The sequence below is a fragment of the Flavobacterium sp. KBS0721 genome, from assembly GCF_002007065.3.
In the GTDB taxonomy this organism is placed as follows: Bacteria; Bacteroidota; Bacteroidia; order Flavobacteriales; family Flavobacteriaceae; genus Flavobacterium; species Flavobacterium piscis.
Window position 1 is genome coordinate 4,248,073 of record NZ_CP042170.1, and the last position, 17,604, is coordinate 4,265,676.

A 17,604-nucleotide genomic window follows, 5' to 3' on the forward strand; every position below is an offset into this window, starting at 1 on the left:
AAATACTAAGAAAAAGTGCAAAAAAATAAAACAAAAGAGATGAAATTTATAGTATCGAGTTCTTACTTATTAAAACAATTACAAGTTTTAGGTAGTGTAATCAACAGTAACAATACGTTGCCTATTTTAGATAACTTTTTATTTGAACTAGACAATAATGAGTTGACAGTTTCAGCTTCGGATCTTGAAACTACAATGTCTGCTACATTATCAATCGATTCTACAAGCAAAGGAAGTGTTGCTGTACCGGCGAAACTTTTGCTTGAAATTTTGAAAACGTTTCCAGAACAGCCTTTAACTTTTACAGTTGAAGAAAACAATACGGTTGAAATTAGTTCAAATTCTGGTAAATATGCTTTAGCATATGCTGCAGGAGAAGAATTTCCTAAATCTGTAAATCTTGAAGATCCTTCAGTAACTCTTGTTCCTGCTGATGTTTTGGCAACTGCCGTAAGTAAAACAATCTTTGCTGCCGGAAATGATGATTTACGTCCGGTAATGTCTGGAGTTTTCTTCCAGTTCTCTCCGGAAGGCTTAACTTTTGTTGCTACAGATGCTCATAAATTGGTAAAATATGCCCGTACAGATGTAAAAGCATCTCAGGTAGCGGATTTTATTATGCCAAAGAAACCTTTGAATATTTTAAAAAGTATTTTAGGAAGTTCTGATGCTGAAGTAAAAATTGAATACAACGATTCAAATGCGACTTTTTCATTTGACAATTATATCTTAATGTGTCGTTTGATCGACGGAAAATACCCTAATTACGAAGCGGTAATTCCTAAAGAGAATCCAAATAAGTTAATGATCGACCGTTCTTTATTTTTAAGTTCAGTTAAGCGTGTGGCGATTTTCTCTAACAAAACAACACACCAGATTCGTTTAAAAATTGCAGGAGCTGAATTAAATGTTTCTGCCGAAGATATCGATTACTCTAATAAAGCAGAAGAAAGATTGACTTGTGATTATCAAGGAGATGATCTTCAAATTGGTTTTAACTCTCGTTTTTTAACTGAGATGTTGACCAACTTACAATCTGACATGATTATGCTAGAAATGTCATTACCTAACAGAGCTGGGATTCTAACTCCAGTTGATGGTTTAGAAGAAGGTGAAACTGTTACTATGTTGGTAATGCCTGTGATGTTAAATAGTTAACATCAAAACTTCTTTTTGTTACAGGGATTTTTTTTAGTTTCAAATTAAAGACATATCATTGTAAAAAAAAATATCGCTATTAACCAACCATTTTTTATACCTAGAAACCGCAATTCTTTTTTTAAGATTTGCGGTTTTTTATTGTGGGAAAGTTTTGTTTGTTTCAGGTTTCAGGTTCAAATGCGACTATGGTTTGTGCTGATTTTACCGCAAAGCACGCAAAGTTTTTAATGGTTGTTTTTAAGATAAAAAAGTTCGCAAAGCTGAATCGATATAAAGCTTTGCGAACTTTGCATTATTTTATAAATCAAAGCTTTGTGAACTTTGCGAAAAATCTTTGTGTGCTTTGCGGTAAAAAAACACAAGACAGGAAAGCTGAAACTTTTTTTTATAACTTTGTATTATGAAAATAGAAATTTGGTCGGACATCATGTGTCCGTTTTGTTATATCGGAAAAAGACAACTGGAAACCGCTTTAGCTGAGTTTCCAAATAATGAATTTGAAATTGAGTGGAAAAGTTTTCAACTTGACCCTACTATTACACCGCAAGCCGGCAAAGACGTTTTTACGTTTCTTGCAGAACGAAAAGGTATTTCGGTTGAGCAATCAATAGAAATGCATAAAGGTGTCACAGAACGCGCAAAAAGCGTTGGTTTAGACTATCACTTTGATAAAGCTATTATTTCAAATTCTTTAACCTCTCATCGTATTATACAATTGGCTAAAACCAAAAAATTAGGTGATGAAATAGAAGAAATTTTCTTCAAAGCTTATTTTACTGAAGGAAGGGATTTAAATGATACCGAAACTTTAATAGAGTTGGCTGTAAAAGCTGATTTAGATTCAAATGAAGTAAAAGAAGTTATTGAAAATGAAAATCTTTATTTAGATGATGTTCATTCAGAGATTCATGAAGCTAATGAAATTGGTGTACAGGGAGTTCCGTTTTTTGTTTTTGACAGGAAATATGCGGTTTCAGGCGCGCAGCCGGTTGAGGCTTTTGTGAATACGATTAAGGAAGTGATTAAATAATTTTAGATTTTTAGAGTTCAGATTTTAGATTATTAGCCACTTTATGAAATTTAAGATTAAACGTCACTTATAAATTTTACAGCAAGCACTCAAAGGTTTTAAGCGAAGTTCGCAAAGTTTAAAAAAAGCTTTGCGAACTTTGCTGTTTTATAAAACCAACTCATCAAAAACCTAGAGTGCTTTGCGGTAAAATTTCACAATACAGATTCAAAAATCTAAAATCTAAAATCTGAACTCTAAAATCCCTAAATAACTCCCATTTTCTGCATCAAGAAAGTGGCGCTTCTGTTTTTGCAGATTCCGTAGCGAAGTTTGTAATCGAAATGAAGGTCGTTGTTTTGAATTTCTACTTCAAAACATTGATTGGTTAGTATGTCAGGATATTCGTTGGTTGTCAGGCAAACTTCGATATCGTGTGTGGCAATGGCGCCAATGGCATTTTTAGCAATGATTTTTTTGACTACTTCTATTGTTCCGTTTCGTTTGTCATCAGAGTTTGTTCCTCTTAAAATTTCGTCTAATAATACAAAAGCCGGACGTTCTTCTAAGGCATCCATAATTTGTTTCAGACGCTTAATTTCGGCAAAGAAATAGGATTCACTATCAGCTAAAGAATCTGATAATCGCATTGAAACTAAAACTGGAAGTGGATGCATGTTAGCTTTTGAAGCACAAACCACTGAACCAATTCCACCAAGCACCATATTGATTCCCAAACTTCTTAAAAAAGTACTTTTTCCGGACATATTAGAACCGGTTAAAATCATATAGGATTGCGGATAAAAATGGGTATCATTCCCTACTCTTGTTGCAGGATTAAGTAACGGATGACTTAGGTCTGAAAATCCGATTTTATATTCTGAATTGATTTCAGGAAAAACAAAATCAGGATTGTTATAGGCCAGATTTGCCAAACTGTTCAAAGCTTCAAATTCGCCAATAATTGTAATCCATTTTTCGAGTTCGGTCGAATAATTGTCTTTCCATTTTAAAAGCGCTTTTAAAACATGCAGATTGAATAAAAATGTTCCGTTGAATACAATCGCGGTTACTAAATTGTTAATGGTATCCATTCTTGAAAACAATTCTGAAAGATCTTTTAAATGCGTACTTGCTGTTACATTTCTAAAAATTAACTGTTTTTGTAAGTCAATTAACCTTTTTGACTGAAAAGTTTCTGTTTCAATTTTCTGAACCAATAAACTGTATTGCTTGATGATTTTATCTACGTTATCTGCTTTAGCAATTTCGGATTGAATGCGTTTAAAGGATCTTCCCAAAACCATTAGGTTTGCGATAAAGATATAGGTAAGATACGATAAAATAATCGTTTTTGAAGTTATAAAATAGGCCGCTAAAAAACCTAAAAACAGGACTGGAAGGATAACTGATAATGCAACTATAACTTTAGGTAGCGTGTTATTTTTAAATGAATTCCAATAAAGTAGTGATTCATATGAATCTTTAGAATCATTACTAATCATTGCCAGAGCCAAAAAATCCTGACGCCAGTCTATTTTAGTTTTAAGTTCACTAATTGCTTCCTGATTTTCCAGAATAGTTTCATTAGAAGACAAGTTTAATAACTGATTGGCTAATGTTTTTTTTCCGATGAAAGTAGCGGTTCTGTTGATGTTCTGAAATAAAGAATGTTCTCCAAAAACATCGAGATCGTAAGCATAAGGATGATGAAAATCGTTGAATTCGATTCCGTTTTCAAAAGGGATTTTTTCTCTTTTTAGATACGTAATTTCATCTTTATTAATTTTTAAAATGGCTTTTGTAAGCTCTCTTTTAAAAGACAATTTTGAATGAACTCTCATCAAAAAAAGAAAACCAACAAAAGATAGAAAAGCAAAAGCAGCGTATAAGATTTCGTTTGTTTTTATGTAATAGAACAATAAAAATAAACAAAGAAAAACACTTAAAAGACGCAGGATACTTATACTATTGTATCTTTTATTGATTTTATTGAAAATTGCAGTATAGCGCTCAACTTTATTTTGATATGATTCCATTTTTTGAATTTAATGAAATACAAATATAGGTTTTACACTTACAAATTTACTATCAAAGCAAAATTTTAGGTTTCGTGCATTACTAAAACCGGCACAGAAACTTCTTTGGCTATTTTTTTAGTAAAACTAGAGTCGAAAAGACCTTCAAAAAATGATCTTTTGTGTGTTATGGTGGTAAGGATGTCTATGTCTTTATACAATATAAAATCAAGAATAGTTTCTTTTACTTCATCACCTGGCAAGACAAGAAACTCAATATTTTCATTAGCAAATTCTCTTTCCCATTCTTTAATAGTGACATCAGAAACATCAGAACCCGATGTTTTAACATATAAACTTTTTACTTTTGCATTTGTTTTTTTTGCAATATCCAATACTTTTCTGAGTTCAGCCTTATCTTTTTCGCGGTAACGGGTTGTAAACCCTATTGTTTTTATTTTTTTAAATTTTGTATCAGCAGGAATGCATAAAACAGGAACCTGAATTTCTGAAATTACAGAACTTGTATTGGATCCCAGAAAAAATTTAGTCCAGTCTGTTTCTCCTGATGATCCCATAATCACAAAATCTACCTTATCTTCTTCAACAGCATTTTTTAAATTATAAATCAAGTCTCCATCCATCAGGCGGTGTTTTATTACAATATCGCTTAAATTTCGTTCTTCTGCAATGGTTCTTAACTTTGGAATTTCGTCTTTGAACATTTCAAATTTTGCCAATTCTATTGAGCTGTAAATCGCTGCATAGTTTTCCGGGAAAAACTGGCTATCATATACTGGAATTTCAAAAGTATGTAACAAAATAAGTTCAGCATTGACCACTTTTGCAAATTCTAAAGCATGCACAAATGCATTTGTTGCACATTCGGAAAAATCTGTGGGGAATAATATTTTTTTCATTTTGATTGTGATTTAGAAGTTGTTCTCTCAAATTTAGTCATTCTATAATAAAAATACTCTGACAATTATCAGTATTTTAACATTTAATAATTTATTGATAAAATATATTTTAATTGATGAAAAGAACATGCTTTAGCTAAGGTCTTAAAGGCTCAACTTTATCGCTTTTTTTATACCTTTGCGGCATGATAAATCAAGATTCTATAGTTGCATTAGCAACTCCGTCCGGAGCCGGGGCTATTGCTATAATTCGAATTTCGGGTTCTGAGGCGATTGCCATCGGAAATTCGGTTTTTAAATCCATCAAAAACAAAGATTTAACCAAACAAAAAACACATACTTTGCACTTGGGTCATATTGTTGATGATTCAAAAACACTTGACGAAGTATTGGTTTCTGTTTTTAAAGGACCAAACTCTTATACGGGCGAAAATACAATCGAAATTTCCTGCCACGGGTCTACTTATATCCAACAGCAAATTATTCAGTTATTATTACGAAAAGGCTGTCGTATGGCTGATGCAGGTGAATTTACTTTAAGGGCTTTCCTGAACGGAAAACTTGATTTATCGCAGGCAGAAGCAGTTGCTGACTTGATTTCGTCAGATAATGAAGCTTCTCACCAAATTGCCATGCAGCAAATGCGTGGTGGTTTTAGTAATGAAATTGCTAAATTGCGTGAGGAACTTTTAAACTTTGCTTCTTTGATCGAATTAGAGTTGGATTTTGCAGAAGAAGACGTAGAATTTGCTGACAGAACGCAGTTTCATGAATTATTAAACCGAATTGAATTTGTCTTAAAACGTTTAATTGATTCATTTGCGGTTGGAAACGTAATTAAAAATGGAATTCCTGTTGCCATTGTTGGTGAGCCAAATGTGGGAAAATCGACTTTACTAAATGCTTTATTAAATGAAGAACGTGCTATAGTTTCTGACATTGCCGGAACAACCCGTGATACTATCGAAGATGAATTGGTTATTGGCGGCATTGGTTTTAGATTTATCGATACGGCCGGAATACGTGAAACTAAAGATGTTGTAGAAAGCATAGGAATAAAGAAAACTTTTGAAAAAATTGAGCAGGCACAGGTTGTGATTTATTTATTTGATGGTTTAAAATTTCAGGTTTCAAGTTCTGAATTTGTTTCTGAAATTGAACAAATCAAGAATAAATATCCGCTAAAACCTTTATTAATTGTAGTAAATAAAAAAGATATATTATCTGCGAATGAAGTGTCAAACATCACAACTAAGCTGGAAAATTTAAATGCAAAACTGCTGTTAATTTCAGCTAAAGAGAAAATTGGTGTTGACGATTTGAAAAATGAATTACTTTCTTTTGTAAATACAGGTGCACTTCGTAACAACGAAACAATTGTTACAAATACAAGACATTATGATTCTTTACTAAAAGCTTTAGATGAAATACAAAAAGTGAAATATGGTCTTGAAACCAATCTTTCAAGTGACCTGATTGCACTAGATATTCGTGAGGCTTTATACCAATTTGGGTTGATCACAGGTCAGGTATCTAATGATGAACTATTGGGGAATATATTTGCTAATTTCTGCATCGGAAAATAGCAGGACAAAATAACGCAAAACAACAACAAGTTAACTAGTTAAAATATTGATTATCTATATTTTAACCAGTTTTTTATTTGCTTTTTCTTTTGGATATTATGTGATGTTTTGAATAAATTTGCACCTTATTTGTACCTTGGAAACGCGAGTAAAAAATTTTTTTTTTTGGCCAATCATGGCACACGTAGACATACATAGTCACAGTGGGACACTTAAAATCACATTTCTTTGAACACGGTGTTGTAAAAAGACTTCTGGCTTCTTTAATGGTTAAAAAATTACGCTGAGTCTCTTGTTCTTTAATCAAGTCATATATACGGCCACATTTGATCCAATCCAGTTTTTATAGATGTACAGTTTGTTTGTACATCTTATGAATTTAGTAATTTTGTAAACATTATTTTCTTTAAAATTGAAAGTAATAAATTAAGCAGGAATACTTAAAACACTGCAATTAAACACATTATAATTATGTATTTTTACCTAAAAGCCTTTCCAAATCTTCAAAAAATAGGTGGTTTGGAATTTGTATCGTTGGGTTACTCGGGACAAAAGAAAAATATCATCTTTTGTCCCGTTTTTTTTTACAAATAATATATTGATTACCAAGTAGATACAGTTGGTCATCTCATTGGTCCTGGCGGTTTGGATTTTGTTTTCTTGAAATGTGAAATTTTCAGGATAAATTAAACCAATCATCTCTAGAGAATCAGCTAAACTCGCATTATCAAAGGCCTCACCTAGCTTTAAAAGGTTTTTCAGTCCCGTGTTTGTTAGATACTCTATATTCTCTCTATCGTCATCTACATTTCCAATCTCCTTCTCTAACTTGGTAATAGCAGCATTGTATTCAATTTTCATAAGATGATAATCCCCAGCATCTATTTTCTCGGTGACTAATAAATTTCTGGCAACGGTCAATTTCTTTTCATAAACTGCAATTTGTTCAAGAGATTTCTTTTTTTAATTAATGATTAAACTAGTATACTCTCTGTAGACTTCAAGCAGAACTGCCGCATATAATTTCTTCACCTCCGGTAAAGGCTTGAATTTATTTAAATGGTCTTCTCTTTTACATACTTATTTTTTATTTGAAAGGGATTGAGCTCATAAAATCTACATAAAGTACTAGTAATCATAGCAATCCTGTAAAAATCGTGATTTATAGTATAACAGTATTATGATCTTTGAAAGTAACTTTGGGTAAACTATTAAATTTAAAAATCATGGATGATAAAACGAAAACCGGAAAAGCAGATGACTCGCAGATCAATATAAACGAATCTTATGAGGTGCAGTATTGGTCTGAAAAGTTCAATGTGCCACAGGAAACATTAAAAACAGCCGTGAGGGCCGCAGGTACCAGAGTGGATGATGTCAGGGATTATCTGGCAGAAAATAATTAATGTCATGCCTTGGTATAATGGGGATTATCCCCCATCCTATAAAAATCAGCCCGCAGAACTCCGCGAAAAGGCTGTCGAGATCGCCAATGCCGTGCTTCAGGACGGTGCAGAAGAAGGAATTGCCATAGCTACCGGACTCAAACAGGCTCGTGAGCTGCTGGAAAATCATAAAGAGAAAACCGATAAAAGTGAAAATCATGGAAACGAATAAAAACACGCAACAGGACAAAGAAAATACAAACGAAAATGCCAACAGTGCCTACAGCGGCTCGGGAAGCATGCAGCCCGGAGCAGGTACCGGAGAAGCCGGCCGCCTGAATGACTACCAGAAGGATTACTTGGATGATGCTTCGGACAAAAAAAACAATCCTGAGGGAAAAAGCATTGCCGAGGCCACTGACCCTTCGAAACTCTCGGATATTTAACAGTTAGAGAGTACAATGATATCCAAGATCTTGAAAAGAATTTAGTATTTTTATGGTAAATTCTTTTCAGGATTTTTTGATTTTATCTGATTAATATGCAACGCATACTATCCAAAAAAAAACAGTACTATCCCTAAACATATCAAAACGAAATGACTGATCCCATTTTAGAGAACCTTAATAAGAAACAGCTTCAGGCAGTGGAAACTACCGAAGGGTATGTGCGCGTGATTGCCGGGGCCGGATCAGGAAAAACAAAAGCCCTCACCTCAAGGTTTGCCTATATAGTAGACAGGCTTGGGATAAATTCCTCTAATATACTTTGCGTGACCTTTACCAACAAGGCAGCCCAGGAAATGAAAAAAAGGGTAAAAATGCTCATAGGCGATACCTATGATGTGAGCCTTATTACCACCTATCATGGTTTTTGTGTGCGGTTTCTTCGCGAGGAAATAAACAAGATCCAGTATCCCAAAAATTTCATCATACTTGACGCGGAAGATCAAAAGACCATCCTTCGCGAAGTGTTTAACGAACTGGACATCAACTCCAAAAACCTGACATTCAAGCAGGTCCTGCAGTTTATTTCCAAATCAAAAGGCACATCTGATTATTTAAGCTACATTCTGGCCAATAAAAGCTTTGAGGACGAAAACATCGAGGATTTATCACTTAAGGTATTTCACAAATATCTCGATAAACAGAAGCGGAACTATGCCCTGGACTTTGACGACCTGATACATTTCACGGTACATATCCTGAATACTTTTAATGAGATACTTGTAAAGTGGCAGCAAAACATGCATTACATACAAGTTGATGAGGCGCAGGACAGTTCTGACAGCCAGTTTGAGCTTGTGGAAATGCTCTCGCGTGTTCATCAGAATTTATTTGTTGTTGGCGATCCTGACCAGACCATTTACGAATGGCGCGGTGCTAAACCCGAATACCTGGTGGATTTTGACAAGATGTTTCCAAATTGTGAAACAATTATCATGAACCAGAATTACCGCTCTACGCCCAACATACTGAAAGTGGGAAACCACATTATTAAAAACAACAAAATAAGGGTTGATAAGGATATGATAACCGAAAAGCCCGAGGGAGTTGAAGTGGTGCATTTTCATGGAAAAAATGATTTTGAGGAATCCCTATGGGTAGCCTCGGAAATCAAGGAGATCATTAAAACCGAAAAGGCAAAGTATTCCGATATCACCATACTGTACCGTGCCAATCACATCTCCAGGAACATAGAGCAGTCACTCATTAAGGAAAATATTCCCTATACGATTTTTGGCGGAGTTAAATTCTTTGAAAGAAAAGAAATAAAGGATGTCTTATCCCTTTTACGCCTTATTGTAACGGGAGATAATATATCCTTCCTTCGTATGTTTAACCATCCCTCAAGGGGGCTCGGCAAGAAGTTTATAGAGCGCCTGAGTTATCTCGGACGAGAGCAAAACCTTTCGCTTCTCAAAACCCTTGAACAAAACATCGCCGACAAGGAATTGTCCAAAAAAGGGGCCGCTGAATTTCTGGATTTGATCGCCAATCTAAAAGAGCTTGCCAAAACAAAATCCATATCGGATCTGGTCAAAGAAATACTCGAGAGAAGCGGACTGGCTGAGTTGTACCGAAAAGACGGTGATGAAGACCGATTGGAAAATATCAAGGAGCTGGTCAGTTCCATGCTATTGCTTGAAAAAGAAAACAAAGAACCCATCAATGTCGAGGAATACCTGCAGGAAATTGCCCTGTACACCGATCTGGATACCCAAAATGAAAATCAGGATAAGGTAAAACTGATGACCATCCACATTTCAAAAGGATTGGAATTTCCCTATGTTTTCCTTTGCGGTTTTACCGAAGGCGTGCTGCCAAGCGCGCTGTCGATCAAAGAAAGAAGAACCCGCGCCATTGAGGAAGAAAGAAGGCTTACTTATGTAGCAGTTACGCGCGCCGAGAAAAGATTTTACATAACCGATTCGGAAGGATATAATTTTACAACTGGGCTCAATAAATATCCATCTCGTTTTCTCTTTGAAATCAGTGAAGAGTTTTACATCCGTAAAGGCAAGTTAAGCCCTGAAATCCTTCAGGCCGCTAAAGTGCCATCTAGAAACTCCGATGCTGAAAATAAGGATCTTTTTGGTGTTGGGGATCTGGTTTCCCACCAGGTATTTAAAAAAGGGAGAATCAAGGCAGTAAATCTGGATAAAAACCAATATATAATCGACTTTTTTGAAATTGGTAAAGAAAAGCCAATAGACTTCAATTTCCGCTTCCTGCAAAAAATAACCGACGATTCTACTTCAGAATCAAATGAAAATATTAATAAAGATTCTGCACAGGATTTACAATCTCATTTGAAGTCCCAAAAAAATCCATTTGTCGAGAACCTCAATGAGCTTGCAGATGCAGAGTCTTCAGAGGATCAGCAATTTGGTAAAGATGCAAAAGCTATTTCAGGCGAGAGTTTAGGTTCAGACATTGCTACCGATACAGCTAAAAACAAGGATAAAAAATGGTGGAAGTTCTGAAAAATAAAATTTCGATTGATAACTTTTTCCTTTACATCGTGCCAAGCTTTTTTTAATAGATTTAGATTCAAAGTAAAAATGTTCTTTTTTTTCCTTTTTTATTAAAGCTATTTGCCTACTAATGTAGTAATCATCACTTTCAATCTATTATCTAGCAAATCTCTGGCATATGAAATTCTCTTTTCATAACTTCCCAAAAAAGGCAATTTACAACAACAATTATTAAAGATATTTCAGGCTGGGACAAACCTACAAAACAGAATACAAGAATATACTTCAAAATTTAATTCTCTTTTACAACCTTTTATTATAATTATGAATAAGTAAAGAAGCTCCATTTGTAGATGATAATTCTTCCAGACTTGTTTCACAAAGGGCGTCTATTCTAAACATTTGATCTATATTTGATTGTAATTTCCCTGCAGATTCATCAAATATAGAAATGTTTTCAATAGCCATTTTTACTATCTCAACTAGCTTTATAAAATCATCTTTAGACAATTTATCGTCTGATACATAATTTTCCAACCTTGCCCCTTGCCTGTATTTAGGATAGTTTTCAAGCCCCATAAACATAAACATCCATGACTTATTATATTTACCAATTGTTTTTACAATTCCTATGTAATCTGCAATTAACTCATCGTGCAGGTTATTCGACGCTATTCCGAATTTTTTAAGAGTGTACAGATGGGTACATTCATGTTTTTCTCTAATCGAAAGGGAATACGATAACCAAAGACTTTCATTCAATCCCAACTGCTTTGCAGACACATTACTATAAGGTTTTGTACTTATAATGATTAACTTATCTTTATATAAGCTATAACTTGGTAAAATATTCAGGTAAAACTCTTTGCTCCAATTATCTACAGTATGGTCTGCTAACCAATCACTTTTTAAATTAGCTATTTTTTGCCAATTATTGAGTCCATTAATCAAAACTGCACCCATTGATTGCGGCACAGGTTTAGGATTATTTTTATACAATAAGCACTGCAGAATTTTTATAAAGTCTTCTTGATCTGGAACTGTTAGTATTGGTATTTTACCCGCAATACTTTCACCAATTTTGAGGGTTATATTTTTAGGATTGTTTAATCTTAATGCAGAAGCCAATTTTATATTTTCTGTCTTACCTTTCAAAACTACATCTTTGTATTCTTGTTTTTCTTCTATCCCTAATTCAATTGGAAAGTTCAATTGCGGATAGCACTTTTTTAATTCATTAAATAATAATTTATCCTCAGTAATTTTTTTGGCAAGATCTTCCCAGTATTCAATACCTGTTTCATTTTCGAAAGAAAGTATTGTTTTGTTTGATTTAAATTTATTTGATAAGTAGGTTTTGAGTTCCTTAGAAAAATCATTATTTACGATAGGCGCTTCTTTTTTTTTAGGAGATGATTGATTTACCATTGTTACGCAATTTGACGTTTAGCAAGTTCTGTAAACAAACCTTCCATTTGAATTAACTCATCATAAGTTCCTGATTCTTTGATTTCTCCTTTTTCCAGAACAAAAATACGGTCAGCATTTTTTATAGTACTCAACCTATGTGCAATAACGATGCGGGTAGCCTGAAGTTTATCTAAACTTTCGGCTACAATATTTTGAGTTTTATTGTCCAGAGCGCTTGTGGCCTCATCCATAAATAATAATCTGGGTTTATGAACAATTGCCCTGGCAATCATTAATCTTTGTCTTTGACCTCCTGAAAAGGTGCCTGCTCCTTCACTAATAAAGGTATGCATTTCCATAGGCATATTCTTTATGTCATCTTCCATACCGGCCATGCGTGCTGCTTCCCAGGCATCTTCAAGTGTTAATTCTGAATTGCCCACAATGTTTTGATAAATACTCCCCGACATAAGAGTTCCATTTTGCAGGACTACACCTATTTGTCGTCTTGTGAGTTCTTTATTCATTGCGTCAAATGTGTTTCCATCATAGAATATAGAACCTAACTCCGCGTGTTCAAAACCTAATAAAAGCCTCATAATTGTTGACTTTCCAGAACCAGACGCGCCAACAAAAGCAACCATTTCGCCAGGCTTTATTTTAAATGTAACATTTTTTAAAATTAGCGGCTGGTCTTCATAATATCTAAAGGAAATAGAATTCAGTTCAATTTCTCCCATTAACTCACCCGGATCAATACTATCTTCTATCGATTCTGGTTTTTCTTCTAAAATTGGTTTTACTCTTTCGTACAAAGGAATAACGCTAAGAGACGTAATAAATGCCATACTTAATCTTAAACTATCATTTAAAAATTTATTAAAGGAAATGATAAAAGCCATAAATGATCCTACCGATAATATCGTGGGATTTTGAGCATTTTGAGCATTTAAAACCGTGTAATATATAAATGAAAAAAATAAAATACTTGTAAAAAGTGGATATGAGCTATTAAAAACTTCTACAAAGTTTTGATAACTTCCCGAACTAAATCCTAATTTTTTTAATTTTGAAAACTTGTCACCCCATAATGAAAAAATTCTTTTCTCACCTCCGGTTATTCTTATTTTACTAATTCCGGATAAAAACTCAAAAAGAAAACCCTGAATTTCTCCTTCGTATTGAGACACGCCACGATCATGCTTCAATTTTAGCCAGCCCATTACAACCATAAAAACAATAGCAATTAGAGCAAGTCCAACTCCTACCCATGCTAAACCCGAATCATAATAAAAAAGAAGTAATAAATTTACAAATGAAAATGCACCACTAAGTACAACTGTCATAAGTGTATTTGAAAGGATTTGTCTTATTGAATTAATACTTAAAACTCTATTTGTAAGGTCACCGGAAGTATATTTTTTATAAAAGGTTACAGGTAATCTAAGTATATAGTCCATCACTCCGGCTTGCAGGTTAATACTGGATTTTGACTCTACTCTCATTTGTAAGACTCCTTGCGTAAGCTGCAGCCCGGCAGATACCAAAGCTATAATGATCATAATCGTAAAGATTTCTAAATGTATAGATTTGTCTGCAGTTGGTATTACATCATCATATATCATCCCTGACAATACAGGAATTAACAGACCAATCAGACTTCCGAGAAAAGAAGCTAGTAATAATAGTTTGGCATCTTTTTTTACGCCATTCATAGCAAAACTTACTACTTTTTTTATGGAATCCATTTTTACATCAAATCCAGAAAAAAACATATACCCAATAGGATCTAAAGATTGGGCTATTTCATTATCGACAACAGTTTCTGTTCCTTTTGAAAGATTTTTGATGATATAAGTTGTCGAATTTTGCTGTATAAGAGCAACAGGTTCATTAGTCTCTTTTATAAAGGCTAATAAATGCCCGTTTTCATCTTTCCACCAGACATCTCTCAAAATAATTTTTCGTATTCTTACTTTAGAACTTTGAGCAATAGAATATAGAAGATTGTTTGCGTTGTGTATATCTGATTCAAAATGTTTTGGCTCCTGACATGCAAAGCCGGCATGTTCTCCAATTAATTGACATGTTAAATACAGTATGTTTTGCTTTTTATTATTTGGGTGATGTAATTTTTTTTTACTACCTGTAACTATAGATTTTATTTTTTCTAAAGTATTTTTTAATTCTTCTTCCTGATGAATTAATTTATCATTGAGGTTATTGTTTTCGAACAAACTATTGATCTCCATATTTTTGCAAAGCTGATTGTAAAAATGGACTTGTAATTTTTCTAAAGCAATTAAAAAATTAATTTCATCTTCTAAAACCTCTCTGGTACTCATCAATTTCAGCTCACAAAATTCAGACAAGGATCTAACCCATAACTTATTACAAACAGGAATTGGAAATTGAAGAGTATCATCTGAGTTAATAGCTTCCTGTTCGGAGAAAATCAAAAGTTTTCCCTGAATTAAACTGATCCAATTTATTCCCTGAGAAGGGTATGCTATGGTATTTTGATTTAAAATAAAATCATTATAGCTGTCAAATGTGGTGTAAGATTTTGGAGCGTTACCCGAATTAATTTTAAATGACGTTTTTAAGATCCATTTATCAATCATACTTTTTAGAAAGAAATGATCTATAGTAATGAGCTCGTGTTTATTTATACATAATAAATTGGCCTCGTTTGAAAAAACAATTAAACGTATATCATCCTTACAGTCAGGAGATAGTAAACTAAATAATAGCTCTCCTTTTTTTGCAGAATAAAGATATTTTAGCGCACATAGGTATTCTCCGTTTTCATCAACTCTGGCATAAAACACATTTACTTCACCAGAAAGTACCATCCAGAATTTACCGGAACTATTCAGTATCAATGGTTCTTCAACTCCTATAGCTATTTTATCTTTCGTTGACATATCTTAATTTTATTTTGTTTCAATCAATTTTGCATAAACACCATTTTGTTTTAATAATTCTTTATGAGAGCCTCGTTCTACTATTTTACCTAACTCCATTACAATTATTTCATCACAATCCATTATAGTGCTTAATCTATGGGCAACGATTAAACAGGTACATCCTCTTTTCTTAATATTATCCATCACAATTTTTTCTGTAGTAGAATCTAACGCACTTGTAGCTTCATCCATAATTAAAATTGTGGGGTTACAAACTAATGCTCTTGCAATTTCAATGCGCTGACGTTGTCCGCCACTAAAATTTGAACCACCTTCTAATACAGAACTTTCGTACCCATCACTTCTGGCAGCAATAACATCATGAATATCAGCATCTCTTGCTGAGTTTATGATGTTTTTTTCAGGAATCATAGTATCCCAAAAAGAAATATTTTCTTTGATGGTACCATTAAAAACCAGGACATCCTGATCTATAACCGCTAACGATTCTGTTATGATATGTCTGGGTATATGAGTTCTGTTTTTATTATCAAGTAAAATATCTCCATCCCACGGATCATAAAGTCCTGAAGCTATTCTTGCAATGGTCGACTTTCCGCTCCCCGAACCTCCAACTAATGCTACTCTGCTTCCGGGTCTTAATTTTAAACTAAAGTTTTCTATTAACGCAGGCATGGTGCGAGTATATCCAAAAGTGACATTCTTCATTTCGAAGTAGCCAATCAATTTGTTATTAGTAAATTGATTTTTTGTCTTTTGGATAGATTCATCTTCCGTTTCTATAAATTGTTTGTCAATCTCATAGTTCATTACATCATCGATACGCGCCATATCACTTTCTGTTTCGTGCAGCATGGCTCCTGCCGATACCAGTTGGTTGACCGGAGTAATAAAATTATTCATTAAGAAAGTAAAAGCAACTAAAGCTCCCAAAGTCATTTCTCCTTCCATTATCCTTAATGCGCCGATTCCTAAAATGAGAGTATTGGTTAAAGATAAAATTAGATTTGGAAGTATATTGAGCCTTATTGTCAACCATCCAAATTCTTGTTGAGCGTTCATTACCTTTGCCAAATATCCGATCCAATTGGTAAAAAAATCATTTTCTCTACCAGATGATTTCAATGTCTCAATCATACTAATTCCTGAGGTAGTTGTTCCTAATAACTTTCCCATTTCATTGCTTAATCTTCGACTTCCGTCTTTTCTGGCTGTTGAAACATATTTTAAGGCGGCAACATTTAGTGCTGCCATAAAAACACCAATTAAAGTCAGGAGAACATCATAAGAGAACATTAAAATGGCATAAAAAATCACCACGATAACATTTAATGCAGCATTTGCCAAATCACCACTTAAAAGTTTTGCTACTTTATCATTTAGTGCGACTCTGTTACCTATTTCGCCACTGTATCGTTGAGTAAAAAAAGCAATTGGTAAATGAAAAACATGCCAAAGAAATTTACTGGAAGTTACCAGCGCCAATTTTGTTTCTAATTTAAGTAAAAAGTACTGCTGGAGATAAACCAAAGAAGCATTCACAATTAAGACTACACCCATAATTAGTAAAAGGGGCATTACAAAACCTGAAAAATTATTGATCAAATATTTATCTATAAATATTTTAAGGAATGAAGGAATTACTAAACCGGGAATTACTAAAAATAAGCTCGCAATAACAATGTAGGCAATACTTAATTTAGAATTAGCAATTCTTGTAATCAAAGATGTTATTAATCCTTTTTTATGATTTCCTTTTTCAAATTCTTTTGATGGACTAAAGGTTAAAACTACACCTGTATAACAATCGTCAAATTCCTGATGACTTACAGAATATCTTCCTTGTGCAGGATCACTAAGGTAAACTCTCTTTTTTGTAAAACCCTCCAGGACTAAAAAATGGTTAAAATTCCAGAAGATAATCGATGGAGTTTCTAATTGCATTAGTTTTTCAATAGATTTCGCATAGCCTTTTCCTTCTAATCCGTACTCTTTGGCTGCTTTTAAAATATTGGTCGCCTTCAATCCGTCTCGTGACACTCCACAAGCTATTCTCAATTTTTCTAACGGAACAAACTTGCCAAAATGTCCTAAAATAATACTTAAAGCTGCGGCACCACATTCAACGCCTTCCATTTGTAAAACAGTCGGTACTTTAACAGGCTTAGCTGGTTTCTTGATAAGTATGTTTGTGTTATTTTTCATTTG

13 protein-coding genes are annotated in these 17,604 nt (G+C 33.7%); 7 read left to right on the plus strand and 6 right to left on the minus strand.

The window, feature by feature from the left end:
* Positions 1 to 39: 39 nt before the first annotated feature.
* Together dnaN and B0M43_RS18320 are read left to right on the plus strand one after the other, a co-directional pair.
* Positions 40 to 1,158, plus strand: coding sequence for a DNA polymerase III subunit beta (gene dnaN / locus B0M43_RS18315; protein ID WP_065448533.1), 1,119 nt, complete (start codon positions 40 to 42; stop codon positions 1,156 to 1,158).
* Between the two features lie 403 nt (positions 1,159 to 1,561).
* Positions 1,562 to 2,191, plus strand: a complete 630-nt coding sequence (locus B0M43_RS18320; RefSeq protein WP_078007638.1) for a DsbA family protein — start codon at positions 1,562 to 1,564, stop codon at positions 2,189 to 2,191.
* Positions 2,192 to 2,436: 245 nt separating this feature from the next.
* Here B0M43_RS18320 and B0M43_RS18325 read toward each other — a convergent pair whose 3' ends face one another.
* On the minus strand, positions 2,437 to 4,209 hold the full coding sequence (locus tag B0M43_RS18325; RefSeq protein WP_078007639.1) for a DNA mismatch repair protein: 1,773 nt from the start codon (positions 4,207 to 4,209) through the stop codon (positions 2,437 to 2,439).
* A 65-nt stretch (positions 4,210 to 4,274) separates the two neighbouring features.
* The gene (locus tag B0M43_RS18330) at positions 4,275 to 5,108 is read right to left on the minus strand and encodes a universal stress protein (protein ID WP_065448501.1); all 834 of its coding nucleotides are present in this window, start codon (positions 5,106 to 5,108) and stop codon (positions 4,275 to 4,277) included.
* 185 nt (positions 5,109 to 5,293) lie between these two features.
* Between B0M43_RS18330 and mnmE the strand changes: the two genes are divergently transcribed.
* On the plus strand, positions 5,294 to 6,694 hold the full coding sequence (gene mnmE, locus B0M43_RS18335; protein ID WP_078007640.1) for a tRNA uridine-5-carboxymethylaminomethyl(34) synthesis GTPase MnmE: 1,401 nt from the start codon (positions 5,294 to 5,296) through the stop codon (positions 6,692 to 6,694).
* A 483-nt stretch (positions 6,695 to 7,177) separates the two neighbouring features.
* Here mnmE and B0M43_RS24770 read toward each other — a convergent pair whose 3' ends face one another.
* A complete protein-coding gene (locus B0M43_RS24770; protein WP_246860147.1) occupies positions 7,178 to 7,555 on the minus strand; it encodes a hypothetical protein in 378 nt (125 codons plus the stop codon).
* Positions 7,556 to 7,920: 365 nt separating this feature from the next.
* Here B0M43_RS24770 and B0M43_RS18345 point away from each other — a divergent pair, with 365 nt between their 5' ends.
* The 4 genes from B0M43_RS18345 (at position 7,921) to B0M43_RS18360 (ending at position 11,065) form a co-directional block, all read left to right on the plus strand.
* Positions 7,921 to 8,100, plus strand: coding sequence for a DUF3606 domain-containing protein (locus tag B0M43_RS18345; protein WP_078007641.1), 180 nt, complete (start codon positions 7,921 to 7,923; stop codon positions 8,098 to 8,100).
* Between the two features lie 4 nt (positions 8,101 to 8,104).
* Entirely contained in the window at positions 8,105 to 8,311 is a 207-nt protein-coding gene (locus tag B0M43_RS18350; protein WP_078007642.1) for a hypothetical protein, read from the plus strand.
* Positions 8,298 to 8,525 (plus strand): hypothetical protein, encoded by a 228-nt coding sequence (locus B0M43_RS18355; RefSeq protein WP_078007643.1) that lies wholly within the window; start codon positions 8,298 to 8,300, stop codon positions 8,523 to 8,525. Before B0M43_RS18350 ends, B0M43_RS18355 begins: the two co-directional genes overlap by 14 nt.
* A gap of 152 nt (positions 8,526 to 8,677) precedes the next feature.
* Positions 8,678 to 11,065 (plus strand): ATP-dependent helicase, encoded by a 2,388-nt coding sequence (locus B0M43_RS18360; RefSeq protein ID WP_078007644.1) that lies wholly within the window; start codon positions 8,678 to 8,680, stop codon positions 11,063 to 11,065.
* Between the two features lie 294 nt (positions 11,066 to 11,359).
* Here B0M43_RS18360 and B0M43_RS18365 read toward each other — a convergent pair whose 3' ends face one another.
* From B0M43_RS18365 to B0M43_RS18375, 3 genes are read right to left on the minus strand one after another with little or no spacing between them, the layout of a single operon-like run.
* Positions 11,360 to 12,484 carry a hypothetical protein gene (locus B0M43_RS18365; protein ID WP_078007645.1) on the minus strand — a complete coding sequence of 375 codons (1,125 nt, stop codon included), beginning with the start codon at positions 12,482 to 12,484 and terminating at the stop codon, positions 11,360 to 11,362.
* Positions 12,485 to 12,486: 2 nt separating this feature from the next.
* The gene (locus B0M43_RS18370; RefSeq protein WP_078007646.1) at positions 12,487 to 15,393 is read right to left on the minus strand and encodes an NHLP bacteriocin export ABC transporter permease/ATPase subunit; all 2,907 of its coding nucleotides are present in this window, start codon (positions 15,391 to 15,393) and stop codon (positions 12,487 to 12,489) included.
* 9 nt (positions 15,394 to 15,402) lie between these two features.
* Entirely contained in the window at positions 15,403 to 17,601 is a 2,199-nt protein-coding gene (locus B0M43_RS18375; protein WP_078007647.1) for an NHLP family bacteriocin export ABC transporter peptidase/permease/ATPase subunit, read from the minus strand.
* Positions 17,602 to 17,604: the final 3 nt, after the last annotated feature.

Bases quoted from the DNA above. Each gene is read 5' to 3' on its own strand.
- B0M43_RS18360 (WP_078007644.1), top strand. From the start codon at position 8,678: ATGACTGATCCCATTTTAGAGAACCTTAATAAGAAACAGCTTCAGGCA.
- B0M43_RS18325 (WP_078007639.1), bottom strand. From the start codon at position 4,209: ATGGAATCATATCAAAATAAAGTTGAGCGCTATACTGCAATTTTCAAT.
- B0M43_RS18330 (WP_065448501.1), bottom strand. From the start codon at position 5,108: ATGAAAAAAATATTATTCCCCACAGATTTTTCCGAATGTGCAACAAAT.
- B0M43_RS24770 (WP_246860147.1), bottom strand. From the start codon at position 7,555: ATGAAAATTGAATACAATGCTGCTATTACCAAGTTAGAGAAGGAGATT.
- B0M43_RS18355 (WP_078007643.1), top strand. From the start codon at position 8,298: ATGGAAACGAATAAAAACACGCAACAGGACAAAGAAAATACAAACGAA.
- B0M43_RS18375 (WP_078007647.1), bottom strand. From the start codon at position 17,601: ATGAAAAATAACACAAACATACTTATCAAGAAACCAGCTAAGCCTGTT.
- B0M43_RS18320 (WP_078007638.1), top strand. From the start codon at position 1,562: ATGAAAATAGAAATTTGGTCGGACATCATGTGTCCGTTTTGTTATATC.
- B0M43_RS18365 (WP_078007645.1), bottom strand. From the start codon at position 12,484: ATGGTAAATCAATCATCTCCTAAAAAAAAAGAAGCGCCTATCGTAAAT.
- dnaN (WP_065448533.1), top strand. From the start codon at position 40: ATGAAATTTATAGTATCGAGTTCTTACTTATTAAAACAATTACAAGTT.
- B0M43_RS18345 (WP_078007641.1), top strand. From the start codon at position 7,921: ATGGATGATAAAACGAAAACCGGAAAAGCAGATGACTCGCAGATCAAT.
- B0M43_RS18370 (WP_078007646.1), bottom strand. From the start codon at position 15,393: ATGTCAACGAAAGATAAAATAGCTATAGGAGTTGAAGAACCATTGATA.
- mnmE (WP_078007640.1), top strand. From the start codon at position 5,294: ATGATAAATCAAGATTCTATAGTTGCATTAGCAACTCCGTCCGGAGCC.
- B0M43_RS18350 (WP_078007642.1), top strand. From the start codon at position 8,105: ATGCCTTGGTATAATGGGGATTATCCCCCATCCTATAAAAATCAGCCC.